Raw genomic sequence first — 4,624 nt, forward strand, 5'->3', positions numbered from 1 at the left:
CGCTGCCCCCGCCCGGCAGGCCGAGCAGCCCGGCCAGGTCCAGCACCTCCTGCCCGGGCGGCGCGGCGCCGGCTTCCAGCACCGCCTCCACCCGCCCGGCCGGCAGCGCATAGGGGTGCCCGCCCACCTCCACCAGCAGCACCGCCTGCACCGCCGCGGTCAGCGGCAGGGTCAGGATGAAGCGCGTGCCCGCGCCCGGCTCGCTCAGCAGCTCCAACGCGCCACCGGCCCGGCGCACCGCATCCTGCACCACGTCCAGGCCGACGCCGCGGCCGCTGGTCTCGGTCACCGCGTCCCGGGTGGAAAAGCCCGGGCGGAACAGCAGCGCCTGCACCTGCCCGGCGCTCAGCCCGGCAGCCTCCCCCGGCGCCACCAGCCCGCGTTCCACCGCCTTCCGCAGCACTGCCGCGCGGTCGATCCCGCGCCCGTCGTCCGCCACCTCCAGCCGCACCTGGCCGCCGCGCCGTTCGGCCTGCACCCGCAGCACCGCCCGCGCCGGCTTGCCCAGCGCCACCCGCTCGGCCGGCGGCTCGATCCCATGGTCCACCGCATTGCGCGTCAGATGCAGCAGCGGGTCGGCCAATAGCTCGACCAGCGAGCGGTCGAGCGTCACCGCCTCCCCCGCCAGCACCAGCTCCACCTGCTTGCCGGAGCTTTCGGCGGTGGCCCGCACCACCCGCGGCAGCCGCTGGAACAGCGTCGCCAGCGGCACCACCCGCAGCTCCATCACCGCCTCGTCCAGCTGCCGCAGGCTGAGGCTCAGCCGCCCCTCCGTCCGTTCGAGCTGCGCCTGCACCCCGCGCAGCGTATCGAGCGCCCCGGCCAGCTCCCGCGCCGCGCTGCCGCCGAGCCGGCGTTCCAGGCTGCCGAGCCGCGCCAGCGCGCCGCCCGCCCCCGCCTCCCGCAGCAGCTCGGACAGGGCCAGCGCCGCGGCCCGCACCTCGGCCTCCAGCGCGATGACGCCGTCGATGGTATCCTGCCGCACCCGCATGGTGGCCGGTGCCCCGGCGACCGGCGCGGCCGGTGTCGCCACATCCACCGGCTCCAGCCCCAGCACCGCGGTCTGCCCGGGGTCCGCCGCCGCTAGCCCGGCCCGCAGCGCCTCGGGGGCCAGCCGCGTCGCCAGCAGCAGGTCGAGCTGCGGCGGCAGGCGGTCCAGCAGGCTGCGGCTGGTCAGCACCTCCCCGGCCCCGGCGAGCCAGATCCCGGCCGCCTCCTCCTCCGCCGCCGGCCGGCCCATCGCCAGCCGCAGCCGGTACAGCCCGATCCCCCCGGCCAGGGCCGCCGCCACCCGGCGCCGCCCCTCCGGTCCCAGCACCGGCAGGAACTCCGCCAGCGCCGCGGGCAGCGCCAGCTCGGCCTCCCCGGCCGCCCGCGGCGCGGCGCCCAGCGCGCGGATCGCCGCGGCGCCGCCCTCCGATGCCTGGCGCAGCGCCTCCACCAACCCCGGCCCCTCGGCGGCCAGCAGCGCTGCCGCATCCGGGTCCAGGGTGCGGTCGGCGAGGTCCTCCACCCGGCGCAGCAGCGCCTCCGCCAGCGGCAAATCCAGGGCCAGCGCCGCCCGTTGCCGCCGCAGCATGTCGACGGCCGCCAGCAGCGCATCCGCCACGCCGCCGCCCACCACCACGCCGCCCTGCCGGGCCAGGCCGAGGATATCCTCGCAGCGATGCGCGAGGCCCTTCATCCCCGCCGCGCCCAGCGCATCCGACATGCCCTTCAGCGAATGGAAGCCGCGGAACAGCCGGTCCACCGCCGCCCGGTCCGCCGTCCCGGCGCCGAGCAGGGCCTCCAACTGGTCCAGGTGCTCCTCGCTCTCGGCCAGGAATTCCTGCCAGAGGCTGTCGTCCTCGATCATGCCAAGCCTCCGCGCAGCGGCAGCCCGACCGCCCGCCGCGCCGCCCGCAGCAGCGCCGTCCCGCCGCGTTCCGCCATGTCCAGCGACAGCGCGCCCGAGGGCTTGCCCACCACCGCCGCGGCGCCCAGCCGCCGGGCCTCCAGCGCCGTCGCCGAGCCGGGCCGCGCGGCGGAGGAGACCACCACCACCGCCCCCCGGCCCTCCAGCGCCCAGTGCCGCAGCACGCCGATCCCGTCCAGCACCGGCATCTCGATATCCAGCAGTATCAGGTCCGGGGCCAGCCGCCGCGCCGCCTCCAGCGCCTGCGCCCCATCGGCGGCCTCGCCCACCAGGGTGAAATCCGGGTCGGTCGCCAGGATGTCCCGCAGGATGCGGCGCATCGTCCCGCTGTCATCGACCAGCAGGGTGCGGATGCCGGCGCCCGCAACCAGGACTGCGGGCGGTGCGGCAGCCATCGGCGCAGCCGCTGGCCCCTCCATCGGCACATCCGCTGGCTCCTCCATCGACACATCCGCGCCGGCCGCGACCACCGCCGCCGCCTGCCTCGCCAGCGCCCCGCCCAGCGCCTGCAGCCCCGGCAGGTCCGGCGGGTCCAGCAGCGGTGCCGCCCCGGCGATCATCCCGGCGAGGGAGGCGATGCCGAAGCCCTCCGCCATGGCCCGCAACCCATCCAGCGCCCGGCCGGCCGCGGCCATGTCCCCGGCGGCGGCCAGCCGCGCCGCCAGCGCCGCGAATTCCGGCGCGAAGGCTTCCAGCAATTCGGGGTCGAGCATGCTCATCCGCCGCCCACCAGGCCGGCGACCCGCCGCCCCAGCGCCGCCGGCGCGCCCGTCTCCGCCGCCAGCCCCGCCGCGCCCAGGGCGTCACAGAGCGCCCTCGGCATCCCCGCCACCACGCAGCTTTCGGGCGATTGCGCCAGCAGGGTCATGCCCCGCTGCGCCATGGCCGCCCCGCCCTCGCACCCGTCGCGCCCCATGCCGGTCAGCACCACCCCGATCGCCTGCCGCGCCACCAGCGCCGCGGAGCGGAACAGCAGGTCCACCGAGGGATGCACCGCCGCCGCCGTCCGCGCGAGCCGCAGGCCGAACCCGCCCCCGCCCTTCAGCAGCGTCCCATCCGTGCCGCCCGGCAGCAGCACCGCCTCCCCCAGCGGCAACGGCCGGCCGGCCTCGGCCACCCGCACCGGCATCCCGCTGCCCCGCGCCAGGTGCCGGGCGAAATCCACCGCGATCTCCGCCGGCATGTGCTGGGCGATGACCAGCGGCACCGCCAGCGGCCCGCGCGCCTGCATCATCCCGCCGAGGAAGGCCGCCAGCGCATCCGGACCCCCGGTCGAGGCGCCGACCACCACCAGCTCCACCGGCCCGCCGGCCCGCGCCGGCAGGGGGAGAGGCGGGGATGCCGGCGCCCCGGCCGCCGTCACCCGCGCCGCCGTCATCCCCGGCACCGTCGCCCTCAGCGGCACGCCCCGCGCCAGCGCCCAATGCCGCAGCCGCCCGCGCAGCGCCTTGTCCAGCCCGCCCAGGTCCAGCCCGCCCAGCCCGGATTCCTTGCAGAGGTAATCCACCGCCCCCGCCTCCAGCGCCGCCAGCGCCACCGCCGAGCCCGTCGCGGTATGGTGGCTCACCATCACCACCGCCGGCGGATCGGGCAGGGCCATGATGCGCCGGGTCGCCTCCAGCCCGTCGAGGCCGGGCATCTCCACATCCATGGCGACCACCTGCGGCCGCAGCCGGGCCACCGCCTCCAGCGCCGCAGCGCCGTCGGCGACCTCGCCCAGCACCTTCAGGTCGCCCTCGGCCTCGATGATCCGCCGCAGCGCCAGCCGCATGAAGGCGCTGTCGTCCACCACCAGCACGCCGATCACGTGACGAGGCCCGCCAGCCGCAGGATCGGCAGCGGCGCCGCCTCGAATTCCACCACCGCCGCGACCAGGCCGGCGGGATCCGCCACCGCCGTGCAGGCCGCGACGGCCACCTGCCGCAGCCCATGCACCTGCCGCACCGCGACGGCGAGCCCGGCCGGGCCGAAGCCCCCGCCGCCCGGCAGCCGCAGCAGCGGCACCGGTCCCGCCGCCAGCGCCGGCGGCCCGCCCATGCTCTCCCCGGCATCGAGCACCGGCAGCACGTCGCCCCGATGCGCGCAGACCCCGCGCACCCGCGCGCCCAGCCCGGCCGGGGCCGGCAAGGGGCGCTGCGGCGCGATCACCGCCGCCACCTCCTCGGCCGGCACCGCGAAGCGCCGCCCGGCGGCGCTGCAGAGCAGCAGCCCGCGCCGCGGCTCGGGCGGCGCCGGCACCGCCGCCGCCGCCGCCGGCGCCTCGGCCAGTGCCCGCCGCGCCGCCGCGCCCTCCAGCCAGGCGCGGAACCCGGCGCCGGGCTCGGCCACCGTCGCCACCCGGTCGCAGGGCAGGGCGAAGCGCCGCCCCGCCCAGCCCAGTACCGCCAGCAGCTCGCCCGCCCCCGCTTCCCCCGCCCCCGCTTCTCCCGTCCCCGCTTCCCCGGCCGCCCCGCCGGCGCACCAGCCGAGGTCCAGCACCAGCACCGGCCGCCCGCCCGCCAGCGCATAGCCGAGCACCCCCGGCGGCGCGGCGGGTACCGGCACCGGCGGCGCCAGCCAGGGCAGGATGCGTTCCGCCAGCGCCGCCGGCACCGTCAGCGCCACCCCGCCCAGCCGCAGCGACAGCCCCGAGAGCCCGCCATGCGACCATCCGCCAAATCTCCGCGGCGCGGATTCGAAAGGAACAAGAATGTCCACGCTGGTCCTCGA

4 protein-coding genes are annotated in these 4,624 nt (G+C 78.4%); all 4 read right to left on the reverse strand.

Features of this window, described 5'->3' with window-relative positions; translation table 11 throughout:
• On the reverse strand, positions 1–1,855 hold a 1,855-nt coding region (locus AC0IW9_RS30055; protein ID WP_471651977.1), incomplete at its 3' end, for a chemotaxis protein CheA.
• A complete protein-coding gene (locus tag AC0IW9_RS30060) occupies positions 1,852–2,634 on the reverse strand; it encodes a response regulator (RefSeq protein WP_471651978.1) in 783 nt (260 codons plus the stop codon). The genes AC0IW9_RS30055 and AC0IW9_RS30060, both read right to left, overlap by 4 nt.
• A complete protein-coding gene (locus tag AC0IW9_RS30065) occupies positions 2,631–3,722 on the reverse strand; it encodes a chemotaxis protein CheB (RefSeq protein WP_471651979.1) in 1,092 nt (363 codons plus the stop codon). The genes AC0IW9_RS30060 and AC0IW9_RS30065 overlap by 4 nt, the downstream gene beginning before the upstream one ends.
• The coding region (locus AC0IW9_RS30070) for a chemotaxis protein CheW (protein ID WP_471651980.1) at positions 3,719–4,624 on the reverse strand (906 nt) is incomplete at its 5' end. The genes AC0IW9_RS30070 and AC0IW9_RS30065, both read right to left, overlap by 4 nt.

The sequence above is a fragment of the Belnapia sp. AC561 genome, assembly GCF_979252845.1.